We start from the raw sequence: 1,237 nt of genomic DNA on the forward strand, positions 1-1,237 counted from the left end.
TAGCTTACGGCACCGCGACCGGCGTGTCGCAGGCGCTCGACCGGATGCGTGGGCATGGCGACACCAGCGACACCGCGCTGGTCGACATGGTCCGCAGCGGCGCGCGCGGCCATGACGGGCGCTGGCCGACGCTGGCGATCTGGCACGGCGGCGCGGATGCGACGGTCAGCGTCGCGAACGCGGACACGATCGCGCGGCAGTGGCGCGGCATCCACGGCGTCGATGCGAAGGCCGTGCGCGCGGAACGGGTAGGAACTGCGGTCCACCGGATCTGGTCCGACACGGAAGGGCGCGACGTCGTCGAGGACTGGACCGTGCCGGGCATGGGCCACGGGACGCCGATCGATCCGTTGCGCGAGCGCCACGTGATGTCGCTGAAGACGCGGTTCGGCAATTTGGCCAACATCCTCGACGTGCGCGACCAGCGCGAGCGCGTGCTGGTGCTCGATTCGCCGGTGCTGACCGGTGAGCATTGGTCGCGGCTTAAGGCGCATTTCGGTAATGCGGTCGCCGAGATCGACTGTACGTTCGACGTCGGCGGTGGGCCGGAGAAGCTCCGCGCGGCGATCCAGCGGATCCGTAACGAGGCCGAGCAGGCGGTCCGCCAGGGCAAGAGCGAGATCTTCCTCACCGACGAAGCCATCTCCGAAGACCGCGTCGGCATCGCCGGCGTGCTTGCGGTGGCGGCGGTGCACACGCATCTCGTCCGCCGTGGCCTGCGCTCTTACGCGTCGATCAACGTGCGGACCGCCGAGTGCCTCGACACGCATTATTATGCGGTGCTGATCGGCGTCGGCGCGACCACCGTGAACGCGTATCTGGCCGAAGCTGCGATCGTCGATCGGCAGTCGCGGGGGTTGTTCGGCGATCTCGAGCTCGCCGAATGCCTGCGCCGCCACCGCGTCGCGGTCGAGGAGGGGCTGCTCAAGATAATGTCGAAGATGGGGATCGCGGTGATCTCGTCGTACCGCGGCGGCTATAATTTCGAGGCCGTGGGGCTCTCGCGCAGCCTGGTGAACGACCTGTTCCCGGGGATGCCCGCGAAGATCAGCGGCGAGGGCTATGCGTCGCTGCACGTCAACGCGACCGACCGGCACGAGGCGGCATTCGATCCGGCGGTCGCGACGTTGCCGATCGGTGGTTTCTATCGCCAGCGCCACACCGGCGAGACGCACGCCTATTCTGCGCAACTGATGCACCTGCTCCAGACCGCGGTCGCGACCGACAGCTACACGAG

At 68.1% G+C, this 1,237-nt stretch carries 1 protein-coding gene; it reads left to right on the forward strand.

The window, feature by feature from the left end; all coding sequences use genetic code 11:
• Window positions 1-1,237, forward strand: a 1,237-nt coding sequence (locus U1872_RS22425) for a glutamate synthase central domain-containing protein (protein ID WP_332795073.1), incomplete at both ends; no start/stop codon positions are given.

The sequence above is a fragment of the Parasphingomonas frigoris genome, assembly GCF_036663815.1.
Lineage (GTDB): Bacteria > Pseudomonadota > Alphaproteobacteria > Sphingomonadales > Sphingomonadaceae > Sphingomonas.